We start from the raw sequence: 21,877 nt of genomic DNA on the forward strand, positions 1-21,877 counted from the left end.
TTGAGGCGGCAGGACGCGCCGCGCGGCAAAGCTAGCGCAACGTGTGCGGGGACGCCTTCCCCGACAGCCGGACGCGCGGAAATCCGCGCTGACGGGGCTGTGCCTTGACCTTTCCGCCCCGCTACCCGAAGGTCGCGCCAGTTTTGGGCGAGAGAGAATGGCAGCGAGAACATCCCCCTTTTCCGGCTTCGAGTTCATGATCGCCTGGCGCTACCTGCGCGCGCGGCGGGCGGAAGGCGGGGTTTCTGTGATGACCTGGATCAGCCTGATCGGGATCATGCTGGCGGTCTTCGCGCTGATCGCGACGATGGCGGTCCGGGCCGGGTTCCGGGCGGAATTCGTCAGCACCATCCTGGGGGCGAATGCGCATGTGACGGTCTATTCCGCAGGCGAGGTCGATGCCGATGGCCGGCTGATGCGCGGCTTTGCCGATACCGGCGAGATCGACGCCGCGCTGGCAGCCGTGCCGGGGGTGGTCGAGGCCGCGCCGGTGGTGCGGGGACAGGTCATGGTCTCGGACGGCGAGGAGAATTCGGGCGCCGAGGTCTACGGGATGCGACCGGAGGATTTCGCGGCGATCCCGGCGATGCACGAGGGCGGGGACGATCTGGGCCGGATCGAGGATTTCCCGAAGGGCGTGGCGCTGGGGTCGGGCGTCGCGCGCGAGCTGGGGGTGACGGTGGGCGACCGGGTGCGGCTGATCTCGCCCAACGGGGTGAAGTCGGCGCTGGGCAATTCGCCCCGGGTGAATGCCTATGAGGTGGTCTATGTCTTCAACACCGGCAGCCCGGACATCGACCGGACGCGGGCCTATCTGCCCCTGGCCGAGGCGCAGGCCTTCTTCAATGCAGAGGGGCGGGTCGACGAGTTCCAGGTGATGGTGGAACACCCCGAGGAGATCGACAGCTATGGCCCGGCACTGCTGGCGGCGGGCGGCCCGGAGGCGATGCTGTGGAGCTGGAAGGACAGTTCCGGGGCCTTCCTGCGGGCGCTGACGGTCGAGGACAACATGATGTTCATCCTGATGTCGATCCTGGTTCTGATCGCCAGCATGAACATCATCTCGGGGCTGGTGATGCTGGTGAAGAACAAGGGCCGCGACATTGGGATATTGCGGACGATGGGGCTGACCGAAGGCTCGGTCCTGCGGGTGTTCTTCCTGTGCGGGGCGTTCACCGGGGTGGCGGGGACTGTTCTGGGAGTGGCGCTGGGGTGTCTGTTCGCCATCTACTTCACGCCGATCTTCGATTTCATCAACTGGCTGGCGGGGGGCGGGGTCTGGGACCCGACGGTGCGGCCGATCTATCACCTGTCGGCGAAGTTGCGGGCGGGGGACGTGCTGTCGGCGGTGGTGCTGTCGCTGGTCCTGTCCTTCGTGGTGACGTTGTTGCCCGCGCGGCGGGCGGCGCGGATGAACCCGGTCGAGGCGCTGCGCTATGAGTGAGGCGATGCTGGAGCTTTCGGGGATCGGGAAGGGCTACAACCGGGGCAAGCCGTCCGAGGTGGTGGTGCTGCGGGGAGCGACCCTGTCGGTCGCCAGGGGCGAGGTGGTGGCGCTGGTGGCGCCCTCGGGGGCGGGGAAGTCGACGCTTTTGCACATCGCGGGGCTTCTGGACGTGCCGGATGGGGGCACGGTGAAGCTTGGCGGGCGCGAGATGGGGGGGCTGTCGGACAAGGCCCGGACCGAGGCGCGGCGGGCGGAAGTGGGGTTCATCTACCAGTTCCATCACCTGCTGCCGGAGTTTACCGCGCTGGAGAATGTGGTGATCCCGCAGCTGGCCAATGGCGTAGCGAAGGCGGTGGCCGAGGCGCGGGCGATGGAGCTGCTGGGCAAGGTTGGCGTGGCGGCGCGGGCCGGGCATCGTCCGGCGGCGCTGTCGGGGGGCGAGCAGCAGCGGGTGGCGTTCTGCCGGGCGCTGGCAAACGGGCCGAAGCTGCTTCTGGCGGACGAGCCGACGGGGAACCTGGACCCGGGCACCTCGGACCAGGTGTTCGGGGTGTTGATGGAGCTGGTGCGGGAGACGGGCCTGTCGGCGCTGATCGCGACGCATAACCTGGAGCTGGCGGCGCGGATGGACCGGGTCGTGCGGCTGACGGCGGGGCAGGTGACATGAATCAAGGCGCGGCGGGTCGGGCGGTGTCACGCTGGGGCAAAGGAGGGCGTTCCATGCGGTTGATGTTGATGATCCCGGTCCTGGCGCTGGCGGCTTGCGTGGAGAAGGAGAAGGTTCCTTCGGGGGCCGAGGATTTCGCGACCTTCTGTTCGGCCTGTCACGGGCTTGGCGGCAAGGGCGACGGCGATGCGGCGGCGACGCTGGACCGGAAACCGGCGGACCTGACGCGGCTGTCGGCGCGCAATGGCGGGGTGTTCCCGGGCACGCGGGTGATGGCGAAGATCTGGGGCTATACCGGCGGGCATGACGGCAAATCGCCGATGCCGCAGTTCGGGCCGCTGTTGCAGGGGGACCTCGTGCCCTATGACGGGGGCGACGGCATCGCCTCGCCCACGCCGGTGCGGCTGGTGCAGATCGCGGAATACCTGAAGACCCTGCAGAAGTAGGTGCGGGCCGAGATCGTCAGCCGAGCGGGCGGACGTAGCGGATGAAGGGCGTGACCCGGGCGATGCGGTCATAAAGCTGGCGCGCCTGGCGATTGAAGTCCTGCGTCAGCCAGTAGACCGCCGGAGCCCCGGCCGCATCGGCGCAGGCATAGACCGCCTCGATCAGGGCGCGGCCAAGCCCGGTGCCGCGCGTCTGCGGGTCGACGTAGAGGTCTTGCAGGTAGCAGACATTCTCGATCTTCCAGGCGTGGCGGTGGAAGAGAAAATGCGTCAGGCCAAGAAGCTGGCCACCGTCTTCGGCCACCAGCGCGCTGAAATCCTGCGGATCGTCGCCCAGAAGCCGTGCGAAAGTTGAGGCATAGACAGCCTCGGGCACGGTGGTCTGGTAGAAGGCGAGGTATCCGGTCCAGAGCCTGCGCCATTCGGCCTCGTCTTCCGGGCGGAGCGGGCGGATCGTCGGGGACATGGCAGGACCTTTCCTGAGACTGGCCGAAAGCTTAGCCCTCGCGCAAAGCGCTTGGCAATCGGTTGGAAATCCTGACTATGCGTCGGGACTGCACAAATGAATAACAACGGGCAGGCAGGAGGAACTTCGATGACAGGGCAGATTGCGGCTCGGGTCCGGCTTGCGATTGCGGGGGGCCTTGGCGGAGCGCTGGTCTGGGCCGTGTTCCAGGCCGGAGAGAAGGGCTGGATCGGCCACTATCCGGCTTTCGCGCTGTTCGGCCTGGTCCTGGCGGGTTTCGGCGCGCTGCTGGCGATGGCCGGGCCCATCGGCCTTGTCCGTGCGCTGCCACGGGCCTTCGGGCTGGGGCTGCTGGTGGCGGGCCTGATCGGGCTGACCGCGCTGCGCTGGGAAGATGCCGAGGACATGTTCAATGGCCCGATCCCTGCCCTTGCGCTGCTGACGGTGGCGGCGCTGCCGGTGCCCTTCCTGATCGCAGCGGCGCGGACAAGCTGGCGGGACTATCCGACGCTGTTCCTGGAGGCCTGGTCGATCGTCCTGCGCGGAGTGGCGGCGGCGGCGTTCACCGGCCTTGTCTGGCTGGTGATCTACCTGTCGGACGAGGTGCTGCGCATCGTCGGCATCGACGCGATCCGGCAGCTTCTGGATCACGAGGTGGTGCCGATGGTGCTGACCGGGGCGGTCTTCGGCCTGGGCATGGCGGTGATCCACGACCTTGCCGACCTGCTGTCGCCCTATGTCGCCTTGCGGGTGTTCCGGCTGTTCCTGCCGGTGGTGCTGGCGGTGATGGCGGTGTTCCTGGTCGCGTTGCCCTTCCGGGGGCTGGACGGGCTGGCCGGCGGGCTTTCCCCGGCGACGCTGCTGCTGACCATGATGGCGGGAGGGATCGCGCTGGTTTCCATCGCCATCGACCAGACCGATGCCGACGCGACGCAAAGCCGCCTCCTGGTCCGCTGTGCCAAGGGCATGGCGCTGGTGCTGCCGGTGGTGGCGGGGCTGGCGCTATACGCAATCTGGGTGCGGCTGGCCGATCACGGTTGGTCGCCGGAACGGCTGTTCATCCTGCTGGTCGCGGGGGTCGGGCTGGTCTACGGGCTGGTCTATGCACTGGCCGTCCTGCGAGGCCCGGGCTGGATGGAGCGTATCCGGCAAGGCAACATCCGCATCGCACTGGGGATCATCGCGCTGGCCGCCCTGTGGCTGACGCCGGTTCTGAACGCGGAACGGATCTCGGCTGAAAGCCAGCTTGCGCGGTTCGAAGCGGGGGCGGGCGGGGTCGAGACGCTGGACCTGTATGCGCTGCGGTCCTGGGGAAAGCCGGGGGCGGCGGTGATCGCGGCACTTGAAGAAAAGGCCAAGGCACCGGGGCAGGAGGCGCTGGCCGCGGCGCTGGCAGGGCAACCTGCCGGGCCGGTCGTCGACCGCGAGGCGCTGGTGGCCGGGCTGATCGCAGCGATGCCGGTGCAACCCGCAACGGCGACGGGCACGCGCGACACGCTTCTGCGGGCGGTCGACGACTACCAGTTGCAGGACTGGAACCAGGTTTGCGAGGGCCCGGACACAGGCGCACCGCGCTGCCTGATGGTGGTGGCCGACCTCTTGCCCGACCGTCCCGGCGAGGAGGCGATGCTGTTCCTGCAGCGCAGCCCGGATTATGTCGAGATATCGGGGCTTTACCTGGATGACGGCGGCAATCCGGTGTTGCGCACCGCCTCGCATCCCGACGGGCGCTATCCCGATGCCGCCGAGGCTGCAACCCTGCTGCGGCAGTTCCGGGAGACTCCGCCGCCGGTGACAGCCGTGCCGCTGAACCAGATCGGCACCGGCGCGACCGGGCTGATCTTCCTGCCGTGACGCTGGGGATTCCGTTAACCCATGCGCGCTAGACTGGGGCCCGAGATGGCGACGGGGTCGGACATGGATGCGCTGCTGCTGCGGTCCTTGCAAAGCTATGTGCTTGATACATTTGGCACGTCTGTCTGGCAGGCGGTGCGCAGCGCGGCGGGGCTGGAAATCCCGACCTTCGAGCCGATGCTGCGCTATGATCCCGGCACGGCGGACCGCATCGGGCAGGTGGCGGCAGAGGTCCTGGGCCGCTCGGTCGACACGGTCTGGGAGGATGTCGGAACCTATCTGGTGACGAACCCGGATCGCGAGGGCGTGCGCAGGCTGCTGCGCTTCGGCGGCACCTGCTATGCCGATTTCCTGCATTCCCTGGAGGAGTTGCCGGGCCGGGCGCGGCTGGCGATGCCACATCTGGAGGCGCCGGACCTGACGCTGGACGAGGTGGGGGCCGACCGGTTCGAACTGCGCTGCCAGTCACCGGTGCGCGGATTGCAGCGCGTGCTGGTCGGTCTACTGACCGCGATGGCGGATGACTATGGCGCGCTCTGCGTGATCGAGCCGGGCGCGGAGGGTCGCACGACGATTTCGGTGCTTGACCGGCGGCACGCCGAGGCGCGACACTTTCATCTCGCGCCGCCGGAGGGCTAGGGCATGCAGGCCGACCTTCCCGCCCATCGGATCGAGCTGGACAGCGCCGTGCTGGCGCGGTTCATGCCAATGCACCTGCTGCTTGATGCCGAGGGTCGCGCGCTGAGCTACGGGCCGACGCTGGCGCAGGTGCTGCGCGACGCGGCGGTGCCGGGCGCCCGGTTCGAGGACCTGTTCGAGGTGCGCTCGCCCGGCGGGGCGGTGACGGTCGGGGAGGTGTTGGCGCGCGGCGGGAACCGCTTTCGCCTGGTGCCGCGCCACGGGGTCAAGGCTGGCCTGCGCGGCCTCGGCCAGCGGCTCGGATCACGGGGCATGGTGCTGTTGAACCTGTCGTTCGGGATCGACCTGATCTCGGCGGTGCGCGATCTCGCCTTGACCGATGCCGATTTCGCAGCGACCGACCTGGCGATGGAGCTTCTGTACCTGGCCGAGGCCAATGCCGCCGTCACGCGTGAGCTGCGGGGGCTGAACCTGCGGCTGGAAGGCGCGCGGATGGCGGCCGAGGAAGAGGCGATGACCGACCCGCTGACCGGGTTGCGCAACCGCCGCGCCGCCGACCTTGTGCTGGAGCGGATGTGCGCGGCGCGGGCGGGGTTCGGGCTGCTGCACATGGACCTCGACTATTTCAAGGCGGTGAACGACACGCTGGGCCATGCGGCGGGCGACTTCGTGCTGGCGACGGTGGGCCGCATCCTGCGCGAGCAAGTGCGGACCGAGGATTGCGCGGCGCGGATCGGCGGCGACGAGTTCGTGGTGATCATCGCCGGTCGCAGCGATCCGAAGACGCTGCAATCCATCGCCGACAGGATCATCGCCCGGGTCAGCCAGCCAATGGCGTTCGAGGGGCGGACAGCGCGGGTTTCGGCCAGCATCGGGATCGTGCGCTCCACCGATTTCGCCGCACCGGATGCGATGCAGCTTCTGGCCGCGGCCGACCGGGCGCTTTACGCGGCCAAGCACGCGGGGCGGGGGCGCGCGGTTCTGCCGGGGGTCTAGGCAAAAGGATCAGCTGGCGGGCAGGAGCCAGAGAGCTTCCGGTGGCAGGGCGACGGTGATCCGGTCGCCGGGGCCAAGGGTGCGGGCGGCGTCGGGCGGCGCAAGGGCCTGCAGGGCGATGCCGTCGACCGAAAGGTCGACGCGGGTCTGGGTGCCGAGGAAGGTGAGGGCGGTCACCTGGGCGGGGCGGCTGTTTTCGCCGGGGCCAAGGCGCAGGGCTTCGGGGCGGATCGTCAGCAGATGGTCGCCCTGGGCTGAACCTGCGGGCAGTGCCATTGGGCCGAGGGCGGAGTGGAACTGGCCGCCGCGCACAGTGCCGGGGATGAAGTTCACCCCGCCGAAGAACCGGGCGACGGCTTCGGTTGCGGGGCGGCGGTAGAAGGTCTCGGGGATGTCGTACTGGGCCAGGCGCCCGTCGAGGAGGAGCCCGATGCAATCGGCCAGTGCCACCGCCTCGGCCTGGTCATGGGTGATGACGAGGGTGGTGGTGCCGGTCTCGCGCTGAAGGCTGCGGATGAGGCCGCGCATCTCGTCGCGCAGGGCGGGGTCGAGGTTCGAGAGCGGCTCGTCGAGGAGCAGGACCCTGGGCCGCAGAATCAGCGCGCGGGCGAGGGCGGCGCGCTGCTGCTGGCCGCCGGAAAGCTGGCTTGGGCGGCGGTCGCCGAGGCCGGTCAGGCGGACACGGTCCAGCATCTCGGCAACGGCGCTGGCGCTGTCGGCGGCGGTCTGGCCGCGCATCCTCAGGCCGAAACCCACGTTCTGCGCGACGGTCAGGTGCGGGAAGAGGAGCGGGGCCTGGAACACCATCGCCACCTCGCGCCGCTCGGGCGGCAGGCGGGTGATCGGTGCGCCGTCGAGCGTGATCTCGCCCGCATCGGGGGCCAGAAGCCCGGCGATCAGCTTCATCGTGGTGGTCTTGCCCGCGCCCGAGGGGCCGAGAAGGGCAGTCAGCGAGCCACTTTCGACGACGAAGCTCAGGTCCCGCACGGCGGCGCCCGCCGTTCCGGGGAAGGCCTTGGTCAGGCCGGTCAGCGACAGGGTGGTCATGGTCGGAGGCTGTCGGTCAGGGCGGCGTTGCGGCCGGTGATGCGGCGGGCGGTGAGGCCGAGGATGACAAGGCCGGGCAGGATGTAGAGCAGCGCCACGGCGGCGGTGATGTCGTTCCGCCCCGCGCTGGCGAAACTGAACAGGAGGAGGGGCAGGGTCTGCACCCGCCCGCCGCCGATGGCGAGGGTCAGAAGGTATTGCGACCAGGAGACGAGGAAGGCGAAGAGCGCGGCGGTCACCAGGCCGGGCAGGATGGCGGGCAGGGTGACGGCGCGGAAGGTCTGCAGGGGCGTGGCGCCAAGGCTGCGGGCCTGGGCCTCGAACGCGGGGTCGAAGCGGGAAAAGACGGCGGCCATGATCAGGGTCATGTAGGGCAGGACCGGGATCAGGTGGGCGAGGACGACGCCGGTCAGGCTTCCGGTCAGGCCGAGGCGCAGGAACAGGCCGTGCAGGCCGAAGACGACGGCAAGGCCGGGCAGGATCGCCGGTGCGAGGAGGAGGAGGGTGACAAGCGCCTTGCCGCGAAAGCGGTGAAGGCCGAGGGCGCGTCCCGCAGGCACCCCGATCAGGGCGGCGAGCAGGGTCGTGGCAGCGGCGATGAGGGTGGTGGTGGCAAAGCCCTGCAGGACCCCGGAGGCGGGGGAGAGGGCGTAGCCCCAGGCCTTCGGCGACCAGTCCTGCGGCAGCAGGTCGGGAAAGCGCCAGCCGTGGGCGAAGGACCAGACGAGAAGCGGCAGGAGCGGCAGGACCAGGAAGCCTGCAAGGGCGAGGGCGGCGAGGCTGCGGGTGCTAGCGGGCATCGCGGACCCCGAGGAGGCGGGCGTAGAGAAGGAGGGTCGCGAGGCCGATCAGCGCGATGATGACGGCCATCGCCATCGCCTCGGGCCGGGTGGCGAGGTCGGTATCGGTCCAGGCCTGCCAGGCGAGGATGGGCAGTGCCTTCGGGGCATGGGCGCCGAGGACGAGTGGCACCTCGTAGGCGCCGAAGGCGAAGGCGAAGACCAGCGCCGAGGCGGCAGCGAGGGCGGGCATCAGCATGGGCAGAAGGACGTGGCGGAAGGCCTGCCAGCGGGTTGCACCCAGGGTGCGGGCGGTGGCCTCGTGATCCTCGCCCAGCGTTTGCAGGTTGGCGAGAAGGATCAGGGTGATGAAGGGCGTCTCCTTCCAGACGTAGAGCAGGATGATCCCGAGCGCGTAGGGGTCGTGGGTGAGGGCGGGAAAGTCCTGCGGGCCGGAGATCAGCCCGGCGGCAAAGGCGAGGCGGGCGAGGGCGCCGGACTGGGAGATCAGATAGAGGAGGCCCACCGCGCCGACGATATGGGGGATGGTCAGATTCAGCTGGACGAGAAAGGCGATGAGGGCGCGGCCGGGAAAGCTTTGGCGGAGGAGGAGGGCGGCTGAGAGGGCAAGGGCGGCGGCGAGGAGGGTGGAGGCGGTGGCGATCCAGAGCGAGAGGGCGAGGGATTTCAGGAAGCCGGGGGAGGTGAGGATGGCGGAGTAGGCGGAGAGGTTCGGGGCGGTTTCGCCCAGGGCGGGGGCGTAGTGCAGCGAGCGCAGGAACGTGAGGCCGAGGCCGGTGAGGAAGAGCCCGGCCAGGATGGCCAGCGCGGGGGCGAGGAGAAGGGCGAGGCGGCTGCGGTCGGTCACGGTTCGGTCCCTGCGGTGGGGCGCAGCTTGCGCGATGCGGCAACGGCGGGCAAGCGGGTGCTCCTCGTGCGACTTCGTCTTCTCGTCGCCGGACGTCCGTGAGGAAGCTCGTCGGGACCTTCGGTCCTCCTCGCGCGGTGTGGCGGGGCCGGGCGAGGAGGAGCCGAAGGCGAACGAGGAGCGGTCAGTTGCCGACGTGTTCGGCCCAGCCCTTCTCGATGGCGGTCAGCCAGTCGGCTTGCAGTTCAGGCAGCGCGGCCTTTGCCAGTTCGGCGGCGGGGACGACGGAAGGGTGCGCCTTGATCGCGGCGAAACCGGCCTGGACCTGCTGAGCGGTGCGGGCGATCTCGATCGCGGGGGCGGCACCCCAGACTTCGGTCTTGGCCTTTTCAAGCTGCGCCTCGCCCGAGAGAAGCAGGTTCTGCACCACCATCGCGGCGGCCTTGTTGGGCGAGTTGAACGGGATCAGCGTGTAGTTGGTGTTGCCGATGGTCCCGTCGCTCAGCCCGAAGGAGCGGGTTGTCGCGGGGTAGGTCCCGGCATCGACGGCAAGGCCGAACTGCGCGGGGTCGTAGTTGAAGGTGAAGGCGACCTCGCCGTTGGCGAAAAGCTCGTTCAGCTGGGTGACGCTGGTGGGGTAGGTCTTGCCCTCGCGCCAGAGGAAGGGCTCGATCCCGTTCAGGATGGTCCAGGTCTTCGCGGCGGTTTCATCGAATTTCGCCTGGTCGAAGGGGCCGAGCAGCGCCTCGGGGCCGCCGGCGGCATGGATGAAGACATGGCGCAGGAAGGCGCTGCCGGTGAAGTCCGGGGGCGCGGGATAGGTGAAGCGGCCGGGGTTGGCCTTGATCCAGTCCAGGAGCGCGGCCATGTCGGCGGGCGGCTGGGCCACCTTGGCGCTGTCGGTCGCGAAGGCGAATTGCACGGTGTTCCAGGGCACTTCGCAGCCGTCGACGGGCACGCCGAAGTCATTGGCGATGGCGGGATTGTCCCAGTTCACCAGCCCGTCGTTCGGCAGCAATGCCGTATAGCCGCAGAAGGCGAGATCACCCTGTTTCATCGCGCGGAAGTTTTCGCCGTTGATCCAGATGAGGTCGACTGCGCCGGTGTCGGTGACGCCCGCCTCCTTCTCGGTCAGGACCTGGTTCACGATGTCGGCGGCATCGGTGATCGGCACGCGGTTGAGGGTGATGTCGTACTCGGCCTTCAGCCGGTCGGCGATGTAGCCCGAGACATAGGCGTTGATGGTGTCGGCGCCGCCCCACATGAACCAGTTGACCGTGCCGCCCCGGGCTTCTGCGGTGATCTGGTCCCAGGTCATCGCCTTCAGCGCCGCGCCGTCGGCGGTGTCGGCCTGGACGGCGGTGGAGAGGAGAAGGAGGACGGCAAGGGGACGCAGCATGGAGGCTCCGGGGCTCGGGGTCTGAACCCATGAAACCGATAACCGGATGAAATGCCAGTCACAGGGCCGTTGGCGGAGTGTAACGGAAGTGGCAGCCCGTAGGGGAGTCGAACCCCTCTTACCTGGTTGAAAACCAGGTGTCCTAACCGATAGACGAACGGGCCACTGCCGCGCGTCCTATCCGGGCGCGCGGGGGGATGCAAGGGGTCAGCCGTCGATGCGGGCGCCCATGATGGCGATGGCCTGCTGGTAGACCTTGGCGGCGTTCCACTGGCCGATCACGGCGAAGTTCGGCTCGCCTTCCTGGTAGCCCTTGCCGGGCTTCCAGCCCTTCTTGCGAAGGTAGTTGGCGGTGGTCGCCAGCGCGTCGGCCTGGTTGTAGAGATCGACCCTGCCGTCGCCGTTGCCGTCCACGCCATAGGCATAGGCGTTGCCGGGCAGGAACTGGGTATGGCCCAGCTCGCCATGCTTGGCCCCTGTCGTCTTGGCCGAGATCATGCCCGCATCGACCATCTTCAGCGCGCCGATGAGGTGCGGGCGGAAGAAGTCAGAGCGGCGGCAGTCGTAGGTCAGGGTGGCGATGGCCGAAACGACGTTGGTATCGCCCATGAAGCCGCCGAAGCCGGTCTCCATCCCGTGAATCGCGATCAGGACCCCGGCGGGAACGCCGTAGGTCGCCTCGAGACTGGCGTAGAAGTCGGGGTTCTTCGCCTTGCGGGCCCGCCCCTGGGCCACGATGGTATCGGCGCCGCGGACGTTGAGGAATTTCTCCAGGCTGTATTTGAAGCTTTTCTGGTTGCGGTCGGCACCGATGGTCGCCTTGGAATAGGAGGTCGCCATCAGCGCGTCGATCCCGCGCTTGCCGACGCCTTCCGCCTTGGCCTCAGTGGCCATTTCGGCTTTCCAGCCCTCATACTGGCCGCCGGTATCGCTGCAACTGGCGGCCTGGACCGAGGCGGGAAGCGTGGAAAGAAGGGCGAGGACGGCAAATCGGGACAGTAGGCTCACGGTCAGACACCTGTGCTTGGGATTTCCGCCAATCTATTGAGAGCGATGGAACAATCAAGCACGCCGTTGTGAAGCGGGGTGAGGTGTTGCTGACATGTTGGTGAAGTGGCAGCCCGTAGGGGAGTCGAACCCCTCTTACCTGGTTGAAAACCAGGTGTCCTAACCGATAGACGAACGGGCCACGCTGTCGGTGGGCGGTGTCTAGAATCTGCCACCGCGTTCTGCAAGCGGAAAATGCGGGGTTTATGCCGGGGCGGCGTCGTCGAGGCGCAACTGCACGCGGGTGCGGCCGTTCCAGTGGTTCAGCTCCAGTTTCCCCGCGAGGTGAAAGCGGCGGTGGCCGGGATTATCCAGCGCGGGACCGAGCGGGCCGTCGAAGGCGCCAAAGGCGATGGCGTCGAGCGCCGGGCCGGAGCCGTCGCTGACGGTCAGCTTCAGGTGGCTGTCGCCGATTCGCCGGGCGCTGACCTGGGCATTGGCGAAGGCGAAGCGGGGGGCGGGGGCGGCCTGGCCGAAGGGACCGGCGGTTTCCACCTGCTCGACCAATGCGACGGTGGCGGCGGAGGTGGCGAGCAGGCTGTCGATCCGCAGGTCCTGCGGGCCCTGGGCGCCGGAGCCTTGCCGGGCGAGCAGGTCGGCCAGGCGCTCCATCGCGGGCTGCAGCTGCGCGCGGGTCAGGGAGAGGCCCGCGGCCATCTTGTGCCCGCCGCCCTTGGTGATCATCCCCTCAGCCGCAAGGCGCTGGATCGCCGCGCCAAGGTCGACGCCGTGGATCGAGCGGGCGGAGCCCTTGCCGTCGTCGCCCTCGAAGCCGATCACCACCGAAGGGCGGTTGGCGGCTTCCTTCAGGCGCGCGGCGACGATGCCCACGACGCCGGGATGCCAGCCCTCGGCGGCGGCCCAGACGAGGGGGGCGTCGAGGCCCCGCGCTTCGGCCTGGGCGAGGGCTTCGATGCGGACGGCCTCGGTGATCTCGCGCCGGTCGGTGTTGAGCTGGTCGAGCTGCGCGGCAAGGCGGGCGGCCTCCATCTCGTCCGCCGTGGCGAGGAGGCGGGCACCGAGGTCGGCCTGGCCGATGCGACCGCCGGCGTTGACCCGGGGGCCGAGCAGGAAACCGAGGGCGTAGGGGGTTGGCGCCTGATCCATCCGCGCGACATCGGCCAGCGCGCGGAGGCCGGGGCGGTCGCGGCGGGCCATCACCTTCAGCCCCTGCCGGACGAAGGCGCGGTTGACGCCGGTCAGGGGCGCGACATCGGCGACGGTGGCCAGCGCGACGAGGTCGAGGAGGGCCATGAGGTCGGGGACCTGACTGCCCTGTTGCTTCAGGCGGCGGTTGGCTTCGACGAGGAGGAGGAAGACCACTCCGGCGGCGCAGAGATGGGCCAGCGTGCCGTCCTCGTCCTGCCGGTTCGGGTTCACGATGGCGAGGGCTTGCGGCAGGGTTTCGAGGGCGAGGTGGTGGTCGAGGATCACCACGTCGGCCCCTTTGGCGGCGGCGATGGGGTCGTGGCTAAGGGTGCCGCAGTCGACGCAGAGAATGAGGTCATGCGCGGCGGCGAGGCTGGCCATCGCGGGGACGTTGGGGCCGTAGCCTTCGTCGATGCGGTCGGGAATGTAGAGGGTGGCGGCGAGGCCGAAGTGGCGGAGCCAGGTCAGGAGGAGGGCGGCGGAGGCACCGCCGTCGACGTCGTAGTCGGCGAAGATGGCGATCTTTTCGCGGGCCGCGACGGCGCGGAGGAGGCGGTCAGCGGCGGGGGCCATGTCGCGCAGGGTGAGGGGGTCGGGGAGGAGATCGCGGAGCGAGGGGGCGAGGAAGGCGGGCGCGGCCTCGGGCGTGATCCCGCGGGCGGCGAGGATGCGGCAGAGGGGGAGGGGGAGGCGGGTCGCTTGCGCCATGCCCTCGGCCAGCCTGTCCTGCGCGGGGTCAGGGCCGGTCCAGCGGCGGCCGGTGAGGGAGGTGGCGACGTTCAGGAAGGAGGTCATGCGGGTAGGGGTGCCGGAAAGGGAGCGGCGTGGCAAGGGGGGTGGGGGGTGTCCACGGTGGACAGAAAATCGGGGCGTTTGGAATCAAGGGGTTGGTCGCGGGTGTTAACCGGGCGTTAGGGCGTTGGTGGTGGGGGATCGGCGGGGCTGCCGGAGAGCGCAAGCCATTGCTCCCGGCAAGGGGAGGGTTGCCTGGGCGATCCGAAGTTGGGTCCTGGTGGATGATGATGGTGCGCTGTAGCGCAACCCTACGGGGGGAGTCGGGGTGAACCCCGACCTACGGGTCCAGTGTCAGCGCAGGGGGCTCTTGTAGGTCATCCGCCGGACGGAGCCGGTCTTGGAGCGCATCAGGATCGTCTCCAGCGTCACCCAGCCGGGTTCGCGTTTGATGCCCGCAAGGAGCGAGCCGTTGGTCACGCCGGTGGCCGAGAAGATCACGTCGGAGCGGACCAGGTCGTCGCGGGTGTAGACACGGTCGAAGTTGGTGATCCCGGCCTTGCGGGCGCGGGCCCGTTCGTCGTCGTTGCGGAACAGTAGCTTGCCGTAGAACTGGCCGCCCATGCATTTCAGCGCCGCTGCCGCCAGCACGCCCTCGGGCGCGCCGCCGGAGCCCATGTACATGTCGATCCCGGTGATCTCGGGTTCGGCGCAGTGCATGACGCCGGCCACGTCGCCATCGGTGATCAGCCGGATCGCCGCGCCGGTGGAGCGGACCTCGGCGATCAGATCCTCGTGCCGGGGGCGGTCGAGGATGCAGACGGTGATGTCCTCGGTCGAGCAGCCCTTGGCGGCGGCGAGCGCCGAGACGCGCTCGGAGGGGGACATCGACATGGTGACGGTGCCCGATTTGAAGCCGGGGCCGATGGCGAGCTTGTCCATATAGACGTCGGGCGCGTGCAAGAGCGTGCCGCGCGGGGCCATCGCGATCACGGTCAGCGCGTTCGGCATGTCCTTGGCGGTGAGGGTCGTACCTTCCAGCGGGTCGAGCGCGATGTCGACCTGGGGTCCGTTGCCGGTGCCGACCTCTTCGCCGATATACAGCATCGGGGCCTCGTCGCGTTCGCCCTCGCCGATGACGACGACGCCCTTGATGTCGAGGAGGTTGAGCTGGTCGCGCATCGCGTTGACGGCGGCCTGGTCGGCGGCCTTTTCATCGCCGCGCCCGATCAGGCGGGCCGAGGCGAGGGCGGCCGCTTCGGACACGCGGCCAAGGCCGAGGGACAGGAGCCGGTCCTGGAAGTTCAGTTTTTCAGACATGGGTCCCCCGAGGTATCGCGCGATTTTTCCCGGTGTAGCGGGGGGTTGGTGGAGGGGCAAGGATGGTGGCGCTAACGGGGGTCAGGGGCGCGGTGCGGTGAGCGTATCGGCAAGGCAGGCGTCGATCTGGCGGACGGTGGTGACGCGCGGGTCGTCGACGGGAACGGTGGCGGGGCCGAGCAAGAGCCTGGAGCCGCGGGGGGTGGCGAGGAACTCGGCTTCGGGGATCACGCTGATGAAGGGCTGCGACTGGGCCAAGTAACCCTGGGGCGGGCCGAAGCCTGCGACATAGGCGGCCATGCAGGCACTGGCGGTCGCGGTGCAGCTTGCTTGGCAGAGGGCATGTAGCGGTTCAAACCCAGGGTCATCGGCGATCTGCGTCCAGCCTGCCAAGGCGGTCGCAGCGTCGACCGGCTCGGCCCATGCGCGGGTGAGCCGGAGTGCAGGGAGAAGCTCGGCGCGGCGGCGGTCGAAGGCCTCGCGGGTGAGACCGGCGGCGAAGATCATGGCGGTGAGTTCCTGCTCGTCGATCAGCACCGTTTGGTCGGACCCGTCCAGACCGGCGAGGCCGTTGAGTGCGAAATATGCAGCGGGGTCGTCGGCCTTGAGGCGGCGGGCCAGGAGGATCTTCGTGTCGGCCATCGTGGTGGGGTCGAAACCGGTCATTCGGGAACGGAACAGGGTGGCGAGCGTCCAGTCCGGGATCGGCAGATCGAAAAGGCCATCCGGCAAGGGGCCGCCACCGCCGGTCTGGTTGACCCAGGACTGGAACAGGAAGATGGCCTTCTGCGTCTCGCCCGCCGCGAAGAGGCCAAGGGAGCGGTCTAGCGTGGTTTCGGGGGGCGAGGTGAATTCGCCCTCGGCCCAGAGTTCGGCGACCTGATCGGCGGCGGCCACGGCCTCTGCCAGGGGCGTGCCGTTCACGCGGGCGATGCGTTTGCGGTCGGCGAAGGGGAGGGTGGCGCGGAGCCAGTGGTTGACGGCGGGAAGAGCAAGGAGGGCGGCGGTGTTTCCGGCCTCGGCGGCTGCGTGGAGGTCGAGGAGGGCAGTGGGGTCGTCGGTTTGCAGCGCGCGATCAAACGGGGCGCGGAAGGCGGGATCATCGGCACCGGAAATCGGGTCCGCGATGGCCGGTGCGGCGAGAAGGAGTGCTAGAAGGAATATGCGCATCGCCTGTCCCAAATCCTTGCACCACTGGTCAAGGATCAGGCCGGCGGGCGGGGTCTGTCAAGGATCAGACTTCCTCGATCCGGATGGCGACGGGTTGCCCGACCAGCACGCCGGTCGCGGCGAAGCGGGTCATGGCGTGGGCCACGTCGTCGGGGGCGGCCTTGTGGGTGACGATCAGGACCGGGGCATTGGCGCCCTGGTGGCCGTACTGGCGCATCTGGTCGATGGAGACGCCGGCATCGCCGAGGCAGGTGGCGATTTTCGCCAAGGCTCCGGGTTTGTCGAGCAGCGTCATGCGCAGGTAGTAGGGCGCGGGGGTGGCGGCGCGGGCAGGTTGGGCGGCGGTCAGGGTCGCGGCGGGTTGGCCGAAGGTGGGCAACCGGGCCCCGCGGGCGATGTCGATCACGTCGGCCATGACGGCGGAAGCGGTGGGGCCCATCCCGGCGCCGGGGCCGCGCAGGACGATCTGTCCGACCTGATCGCCTTCGAGGACGACCATGTTGGTGCCGCCCTGCAGCTGGCCCAAGGGACTGTCGGCAGGGACGAGGCAGGGGGTCATGCGCTGTTCCAGGCCCCGCCCGGTCATCTGCGCGACGCCAAGGAGCTTGATCCGGTAGCCCATGTCCTCGGCCAGGCGGATGTCGTCGATCGAGACGTTGCCGATGCCTTCCAGCTCGACCGCGTCGAAGGCGACGCGGGTGCCGAAGGCGATGGAAGCGAGGAGCGACAGCTTGTGGCCCGCGTCGATGCCACCCACGTCGAGGTTGGGGTCGGCCTCCAGGTAGCCGAGCTGGCGGGCTTCCTCGAAGACGGTCTCGTAGGGCAGGTTCTCGGCCTGCATCCGGGTGAGGATGTAGTTGCAGGAGCCGTTCATCACGCCCATGACGCGCTTCATCCGGTTGCCCGCAAGACCTTCAGTCAGGGCCTTGATGACGGGGATGCCGCCCGCGACGGCGGCTTCGAAGCGCAGCGCGAGGCCTTCGCGTTCGGCGGCCTCGGCAAGGGCCTGGCCGTGGTGGGCGAGCAGCGCCTTGTTGGCGGTGACGACGTGCTTTCCCGCGGCGAGGGCGGCTTCGGTGGCCTGCTTGGCCGCGCCTTCGTGGCCGCCCATCACTTCGACGAAGACGTCGATGTCTTCCCGCGTGGCGAGGGCCACCGGGTCGGTTTCCCAGGCATAGTCGGAAAGGTCGGCATCGCGGTTCTTCGTGCGGTCGCGGGCCGAGACGGCGGTGACCACCACCGGGCGACCGGCGCGGGCGGCGATGAGGTCGGCATGGGCCTGGACGATCTTGACGACGCCGATGCCGACGGTTCCCAAACCGGCAAGACCAAGACGCAAGGGGGCGGCGGACATCGGGTAACCTCGGGCAATTATTGGCTCACGTCTGTTAGCCGGAAGCCGGGCGGGGTGCAACGCCGTCAGGGAGCGGGGGTTGTGCCGATGACGGCGGCGCGGGCCTTGAGCCGTGCGGCCCGGCTGGCAAGCGCGGGGCCGGGGTCGGTGGCGGCAGGACCGGCCTGGGCGATCAGCTCGTCAATGGGAAGAAGCGGCGGCGGGGTGGTGCCCGGCTCCGCAGCGCTGCCGTTCGGAAAGGGCGCGCAGGCGGCAAGCGCGACGAGGCAAAGAAGAGGAAGGGTGGTCTGGCGCATGTCGACCCCGTTGTGGCACGCGACGCAAGGCTATCCCCGGAACGCGCGAAGGGGAAGCGTCGGGCGGAAGACAAGGGTCAGGTGCAGGTGGATGTGCCCGCAAGGCAGAGGCGGCGATTGCGCGGGCGCGTGACGATGAACTGGCCGAATGTGCTGTCGTCGACGCCCACCAGCAAGCCGGCCAGCACGGTCTGCAACTGCGCCTTGAACTCCACCGAGGTCTCGACCACGAACACGCTTTCGCCGTTGTTCAGGGTCGGAATCTTCGTGGTCTTCCAGTTCTGAATCTCGGGTTCGGTCATCAGGTCGGTGACCTTGTTCTTCGGCGAATAGGAGAACAGGAGCTTGTAGCTGCCGCTGGTCGCGTTGCAGGTCTTGGGTGCAGTCGGCGCATTGCATTCGAAGCTGGTGATGCGGATCTTCACCGGATGCCCGCCCGGCGTCAGGAAATCCATGATGTTCTGCAGGCCGTTCGCATAGGCGAGCGGAATCGTGTTCTTCTGGCGCGAGAGGAGGTCGGCGATGGAATAGGCCGCCTTCTGCGTCATGTTGATCGTCCGGAAGACGTCCCAGTAGATGAACATCGCAACCAGCGCCCAGATCAACAGCGGCAGCATGATCAGGCCTTCGGCGAGGATCAGGCCATCTTCGTCGCGGAGAAAGGCGCGGAAACGGTTCGGCAGGTTGCGCATGCGTCTCACCCCGGCTCATTCACGAAGACAGATGTCACGACCATCGAAACCGAGCCGTCATTGCTGTCGGTGGGCATCTTCACGCTGATTGCGGACGTCGGGAACATCGGCCATTCCTTCATGCAGATACGCACCAGCATGATGTCGTTGTCGGTGCCCATCGCATATTCGTTCGCCGGCGGGTCGCCGGTGTTGATGTCGCTGGCCTTGTCGACGCAGGTCTTCGCCGTCGAACCCATCGCGAAGGTACCGGTGTTGATCGGCTGCATCCAGATCTTCATTGCGTTCATGCAACCGGACTTGCTGCCGGTAAGCATGCCGGCTTCGCAAATCTTCTGCTTCAGGGCCTGATGGGTGATCGACCCGTAGTTGCCCAGGCGAAGTTCGCGCACCACCTTGTCGACGCTGCGTTCGAACATGACGTATTTCGCCATGTACATGCTGCTTTCGACCGAGGCCGTGAACACCGTGAAGACGATCGGGAAAACCAGCACGAATTCGATCGAGGCCGATCCGCGTTCGTCGTGCAGGAATTTGATCAGGCGGTTCATTGCGTCAGCTTCAGGTCGGAAATCAGCACGGCGATCTGTTCGAAAACCGAGTTCAGGTTGTCGGCGTTCGTCACCTTGTAGTAGTAGCCGGTGCCCGGCGAGGCGCAGTTCTTGATCGGGCCTTCGGTGACGGCGTCGCCGAGAATGATGCCGAACACCTCGACCCCGGCGGTCTTGGCCGCGGTGCAGTTGGTGTTCAGGAGGGTGTCCATGTAGGAGGTGCTGCCCAGATAGGGAGCGACGAACTGATCATAGACAGCCGTGTAGTTGTTGGTGCCATCGACGCCCGAGCGCATGTAAAGCTGGCGGATCACCCAGTCGACCGAGGCGTAGCGCCAGACTTCGCTCCAGTCGAGTTGGCGAACGGTGCCGCTGCCCGGCCAGCTGGGAATTCCGGCCGAGGAAATCCAGGCGCGCGGGTCGCAGGCGCCGGTGACGGCAGCGGCGGTACCGGAGCCGAGGCCTTCCGCATCGGTCGCCTTGAACTTGGCCTTGACCGCGTTCTCCTTGAGGTGCGGCGCGAAGAATTCGCGGCCTGCGGGGATCACCCAGCCCGAACAGGTGTTCGTCGTGGCCGTCAGGCCGGGGCGCAGGCCGCCGGTCTTGGCCAGGCCGCCATTGGTGTAGCGGATCACCATGTTGCCGTCAGTGCCGCGCCAGATCGGCGAGAGTCCGGTCTTGAAGGGTGCGATGACGTTTTCACTGGCGACGTGGGTACCGTCGGTCATCAGGACGATGATCTTGCGGGTGTCGGCAGCGTCGTTGTCGGCCGGCCGCCCCAGCATCGCCGCTTCACTGCCGCGCAGCGAGGTGTAGATCGGGCGCGCATCCTCATCGATCATTGCGGTGCCCCAGCGCATCCCGACGGCGATCGAGGTCCGGCCGCGCGGATTCAGCTGGGCGATCTGGTCCTTGATCGTGGTGATGTTGGTGGTCGGGAGAAGCAACTGGTTCGAGGCGGATTCGTCGATGCCGGTCGTGCTGAAGTTGTCGCCATGGTTGCAGACGAAGTTGTCGGTGTTCTTCGACGGGATACCTGGAGGCGTGTTCTTGCTGAGCGTGATCACGCCGCCCGCCTTCGTGCCCGTCCCGGTCGTGCCAGCTGTGGTGTTGGTGCCGGGAGTGACCGCGCTTTTCGTTGCCAGCACCACCGGCGCCATCGAAATCGTATCGTCGGTGGACAGTCCGGTTTGCGAATAGGTGCTGGTCGGGATCTCAAGGCAGTTGATGTCGGGGCTGTTCACGCCGGCATTGGCCACACCGTCCCACGACGAGACGTCGGTGACATTGAACTGGTCGCGCAGGGCGTCGGGAACGTTCACGTTCGACGCATAGGGCACCATCCCGATCGAGATCAGGTTGTTCGGATCCTTGTTGACGGTATAGGCGCCACCGGCGTCCTTGCTGTACTTCAGGATCGTCACGAAGTTCGACGCGGCCTGACGCAGGGCGGCGATCTTGGTGGTCGATCCGGAGGTCTGAGACATCGACCCGGTGATGTCGAGCACCATCATCACCTCGATCTTCGACACGCCCTGCTGGGCGACGGCGACGGTGTCGCCCTCGAAATAGGGTTGGTCGAGCAGGTGCATGAAGTGGTTGTAGGACCGGACCTTGGCCCGCGCCCAGGCCTCGCGCGAGCTGGCAGTGGCGGTGCCGCCGACGGTGGGGGCGAAGTAGTCGACCGTCAGTTCGTTGCCGAGGCCCGCCTTGTTGAACCATTCGGTCACGACCGATTGGGGCGTCTGCGACGGGGGCAGGACCACGTTTGCCGCAGCCAGGGTGGCGCGATCCAGCGTTTCCTGCAGGGCGACACGCCGCATCTCGAAGCGCATCACGTCGACCGCGATGCCGCCGAACAGCAGCATGAAGATGAAGATGAACACCACGAAGATGGCGATCGAGCCGCCTTCTTCGGACCTGTAGTCGGAGAACTTTCGGACGAGGTGTGCAAAGACCGGTCGCTTGGCAGGTTTGGTCAACATGTCACTATCCATAGCAGCAGCCCCCCGGCAAAATGGACGGGTTCCCAATCCTCGAGTTAGGCACAACTTCGGGCATAAGTAAGGCATTTGCTGCCGAGGCCCCCTCCAGCGCCTTCGGCGGCGAAACAATTTACGGAATTTCGATGTGTTCTGCGCCGGGAGTGAAAAAATTCCCCGCTGTTCAGCATTCGGAAAGGAATCGGTTCCGGCCCGATTCGCGGGTGCTTTCCGGGTTCCCTCTGCCCCCCGCATGGCAGTAGGGTCGGCGCGAGGGCGCGCCCCGCCGCGCCCGGCCTTTCAGGGAGGAATGGCATGAGTGTTTCCGGTGAACCCAGTTTCCGCGAGTCTGTTGACCTGATGTTCAACCGCGCGTCGAAGCTGATGGATCTGAGCCCGGGTCTGGAGCAGAAGATCCGGGTGTGCAACTCGACCTACACGGTGCGGTTCGGGGTGCGGCTCAGGGGCAAGATCGAGACCTTCACCGGCTACCGCTCGGTCCATTCCGAACACATGGAGCCGGTCAAGGGCGGCATCCGCTTCGCGCTGTCGGTGAACCAGGACGAGGTCGAGGCGCTGGCGGCGCTGATGACCTACAAATGCGCGCTGGTGGAGACGCCCTTCGGCGGCTCGAAAGGCGGCCTCTGCATCGACCCGCGGCAGTGGGACGAGCATGAGCTGGAACAGATCACCCGCCGCTTCGCCTATGAGCTGATCAAGCGCGACCTGATCCATCCCGCACAGAACGTGCCCGCCCCCGACATGGGCACCGGCGAGCGCGAGATGGCCTGGATCGCCGACCAGTATGCGCGGATGAACACCACCGACATCAACGCCAAGGCCTGCGTGACCGGCAAGCCGCCGCATGCCGGGGGCATCCAGGGGCGTGTGGAGGCGACGGGGCGCGGCGTGCAGTTCGCGCTGCGCGAGTTCTTCCGGCACAAGGACGACATGGCCAAGGCCGGGCTGACCGGCA

Annotated in this window: 21 protein-coding genes and 2 tRNA genes; 7 read left to right on the top strand and 16 right to left on the bottom strand. The window is 67.9% G+C overall.

Annotated features, from left to right (window positions below; all coding sequences use genetic code 11):
- The first annotated feature begins 157 nt into the window (after window positions 1–157).
- The 3 genes from ACE3P6_RS11550 to ACE3P6_RS11560 are packed head-to-tail and all read left to right on the top strand — an operon-like array spanning window position 158 to window position 2,560.
- Window positions 158–1,444: a lipoprotein-releasing ABC transporter permease subunit gene (locus ACE3P6_RS11550; protein WP_374395050.1), complete on the top strand. Its 1,287-nt coding sequence runs from the start codon at window positions 158–160 to the stop codon at window positions 1,442–1,444.
- Window positions 1,437–2,114 (top strand): ABC transporter ATP-binding protein, encoded by a 678-nt coding sequence (locus tag ACE3P6_RS11555; RefSeq protein WP_374395052.1) that lies wholly within the window; start codon window positions 1,437–1,439, stop codon window positions 2,112–2,114. Before ACE3P6_RS11550 ends, ACE3P6_RS11555 begins: the two co-directional genes overlap by 8 nt.
- Before the next feature lie 53 nt (window positions 2,115–2,167).
- A complete protein-coding gene (locus tag ACE3P6_RS11560; protein ID WP_374395054.1) occupies window positions 2,168–2,560 on the top strand; it encodes a c-type cytochrome in 393 nt (130 codons plus the stop codon).
- A gap of 16 nt (window positions 2,561–2,576) precedes the next feature.
- On the opposite strand, the gene ACE3P6_RS11565 is transcribed toward ACE3P6_RS11560, so the two are convergent.
- Entirely contained in the window at window positions 2,577–3,026 is a 450-nt protein-coding gene (locus tag ACE3P6_RS11565; RefSeq protein WP_374395057.1) for an N-acetyltransferase family protein, read from the bottom strand.
- A 129-nt stretch (window positions 3,027–3,155) separates the two neighbouring features.
- Between ACE3P6_RS11565 and ACE3P6_RS11570 the strand changes: the two genes are divergently transcribed.
- From ACE3P6_RS11570 to ACE3P6_RS11580, 3 genes are read left to right on the top strand one after another with little or no spacing between them, the layout of a single operon-like run.
- Window positions 3,156–4,880, top strand: coding sequence for a hypothetical protein (locus ACE3P6_RS11570; RefSeq protein WP_374395059.1), 1,725 nt, complete (start codon window positions 3,156–3,158; stop codon window positions 4,878–4,880).
- Between the two features lie 21 nt (window positions 4,881–4,901).
- Window positions 4,902–5,519 (top strand): heme NO-binding domain-containing protein, encoded by a 618-nt coding sequence (locus ACE3P6_RS11575; protein WP_374395061.1) that lies wholly within the window; start codon window positions 4,902–4,904, stop codon window positions 5,517–5,519.
- 3 nt (window positions 5,520–5,522) lie between these two features.
- Window positions 5,523–6,515 (top strand): diguanylate cyclase, encoded by a 993-nt coding sequence (locus ACE3P6_RS11580; RefSeq protein ID WP_374395063.1) that lies wholly within the window; start codon window positions 5,523–5,525, stop codon window positions 6,513–6,515.
- Between the two features lie 9 nt (window positions 6,516–6,524).
- On the opposite strand, the gene ACE3P6_RS11585 is transcribed toward ACE3P6_RS11580, so the two are convergent.
- From ACE3P6_RS11585 to ACE3P6_RS11655, 15 genes are all read right to left on the bottom strand, one after another.
- The gene (locus ACE3P6_RS11585) at window positions 6,525–7,562 is read right to left on the bottom strand and encodes an ABC transporter ATP-binding protein (RefSeq protein WP_374395064.1); all 1,038 of its coding nucleotides are present in this window, start codon (window positions 7,560–7,562) and stop codon (window positions 6,525–6,527) included.
- The gene (locus tag ACE3P6_RS11590; RefSeq protein ID WP_374395066.1) at window positions 7,559–8,362 is read right to left on the bottom strand and encodes an ABC transporter permease; all 804 of its coding nucleotides are present in this window, start codon (window positions 8,360–8,362) and stop codon (window positions 7,559–7,561) included. The genes ACE3P6_RS11585 and ACE3P6_RS11590 overlap by 4 nt, the downstream gene beginning before the upstream one ends.
- Window positions 8,352–9,209, bottom strand: a complete 858-nt coding sequence (locus ACE3P6_RS11595) for an ABC transporter permease (RefSeq protein ID WP_374395068.1) — start codon at window positions 9,207–9,209, stop codon at window positions 8,352–8,354. Before ACE3P6_RS11595 ends, ACE3P6_RS11590 begins: the two co-directional genes overlap by 11 nt.
- A gap of 184 nt (window positions 9,210–9,393) precedes the next feature.
- Complete coding sequence (locus ACE3P6_RS11600; protein WP_374395071.1) at window positions 9,394–10,608, bottom strand: ABC transporter substrate-binding protein; 1,215 nt, start codon at window positions 10,606–10,608, stop codon at window positions 9,394–9,396.
- An 89-nt stretch (window positions 10,609–10,697) separates the two neighbouring features.
- A tRNA-Glu gene (locus tag ACE3P6_RS11605) sits at window positions 10,698–10,772 on the bottom strand.
- A 43-nt stretch (window positions 10,773–10,815) separates the two neighbouring features.
- Window positions 10,816–11,607 carry a lytic transglycosylase domain-containing protein gene (locus ACE3P6_RS11610; protein ID WP_374395096.1) on the bottom strand — a complete coding sequence of 264 codons (792 nt, stop codon included), beginning with the start codon at window positions 11,605–11,607 and terminating at the stop codon, window positions 10,816–10,818.
- 115 nt (window positions 11,608–11,722) lie between these two features.
- Window positions 11,723–11,797: transfer RNA gene (locus ACE3P6_RS11615), tRNA-Glu, on the bottom strand.
- Window positions 11,798–11,859: 62 nt separating this feature from the next.
- A complete protein-coding gene (gene recJ / locus ACE3P6_RS11620) occupies window positions 11,860–13,599 on the bottom strand; it encodes a single-stranded-DNA-specific exonuclease RecJ (RefSeq protein WP_374395073.1) in 1,740 nt (579 codons plus the stop codon).
- Window positions 13,600–13,890: 291 nt separating this feature from the next.
- Window positions 13,891–14,856 carry a class II fructose-bisphosphatase gene (glpX, locus tag ACE3P6_RS11625; RefSeq protein ID WP_374395076.1) on the bottom strand — a complete coding sequence of 322 codons (966 nt, stop codon included), beginning with the start codon at window positions 14,854–14,856 and terminating at the stop codon, window positions 13,891–13,893.
- A gap of 81 nt (window positions 14,857–14,937) precedes the next feature.
- Window positions 14,938–16,026 (bottom strand): hypothetical protein, encoded by a 1,089-nt coding sequence (locus ACE3P6_RS11630; RefSeq protein WP_374395079.1) that lies wholly within the window; start codon window positions 16,024–16,026, stop codon window positions 14,938–14,940.
- Between the two features lie 64 nt (window positions 16,027–16,090).
- The gene (locus ACE3P6_RS11635) at window positions 16,091–17,380 is read right to left on the bottom strand and encodes a homoserine dehydrogenase (RefSeq protein ID WP_374395081.1); all 1,290 of its coding nucleotides are present in this window, start codon (window positions 17,378–17,380) and stop codon (window positions 16,091–16,093) included.
- 65 nt (window positions 17,381–17,445) lie between these two features.
- The gene (locus ACE3P6_RS11640; RefSeq protein WP_374395084.1) at window positions 17,446–17,676 is read right to left on the bottom strand and encodes a hypothetical protein; all 231 of its coding nucleotides are present in this window, start codon (window positions 17,674–17,676) and stop codon (window positions 17,446–17,448) included.
- A gap of 77 nt (window positions 17,677–17,753) precedes the next feature.
- A complete protein-coding gene (locus ACE3P6_RS11645) occupies window positions 17,754–18,368 on the bottom strand; it encodes a TadE/TadG family type IV pilus assembly protein (protein ID WP_374395086.1) in 615 nt (204 codons plus the stop codon).
- 5 nt (window positions 18,369–18,373) lie between these two features.
- A complete protein-coding gene (locus ACE3P6_RS11650) occupies window positions 18,374–18,919 on the bottom strand; it encodes a TadE/TadG family type IV pilus assembly protein (protein ID WP_374372059.1) in 546 nt (181 codons plus the stop codon).
- Window positions 18,916–20,904: a pilus assembly protein TadG-related protein gene (locus ACE3P6_RS11655; RefSeq protein WP_374372057.1), complete on the bottom strand. Its 1,989-nt coding sequence runs from the start codon at window positions 20,902–20,904 to the stop codon at window positions 18,916–18,918. Before ACE3P6_RS11655 ends, ACE3P6_RS11650 begins: the two co-directional genes overlap by 4 nt.
- A 312-nt stretch (window positions 20,905–21,216) precedes the next feature.
- On the opposite strand from ACE3P6_RS11655, the gene ACE3P6_RS11660 reads away from it, so the two are divergent.
- Window positions 21,217–21,877 (top strand): Glu/Leu/Phe/Val dehydrogenase (locus ACE3P6_RS11660; RefSeq protein ID WP_374395089.1); only part of this gene is annotated, 661 nt, incomplete at its 3' end.

The sequence above is a fragment of the Tabrizicola sp. genome (genome assembly GCF_041911175.1).
Classification (GTDB): Bacteria; Pseudomonadota; Alphaproteobacteria; order Rhodobacterales; family Rhodobacteraceae; genus Tabrizicola.